The 287-nt window shown below is 62.4% G+C and carries 1 protein-coding gene; it reads left to right on the plus strand.

What is annotated here, in order from left to right:
* Window positions 1–287 (plus strand): hypothetical protein (locus EN804_RS36590; protein ID WP_246693564.1); only part of this gene is annotated, 287 nt, incomplete at both ends.

The raw sequence follows: 287 nt of genomic DNA on the forward strand, positions 1-287 counted from the left end.
AGATTTCCGGCAGCGCTTCCGCACCTGTCATTAGCGGCAGCATCACCACTGATGGCACGCGCCTGACCGACGTGCGCCGAAACCTCACCATTAACGATCTGGGCGCCACCATCACCTTCGACCGTGATCGTGCCGTCATCTCCCGATTGACCGGCAGGCTGGCAGGCGGTGGAACGATCTCGGGAACCCCTGCGCAGATCGTTGCCACTCCAGGCCCTGGCTGCAAACTGCAACAGCCTCAGGCCAACAACGTAGGTCTGGTCGGGGGCCTGCTCTATCAGGCCTTC

The organism is Mesorhizobium sp. M8A.F.Ca.ET.161.01.1.1, assembly GCF_004792105.1.
In the GTDB taxonomy this organism is placed as follows: domain Bacteria; phylum Pseudomonadota; class Alphaproteobacteria; order Rhizobiales; family Rhizobiaceae; genus Mesorhizobium.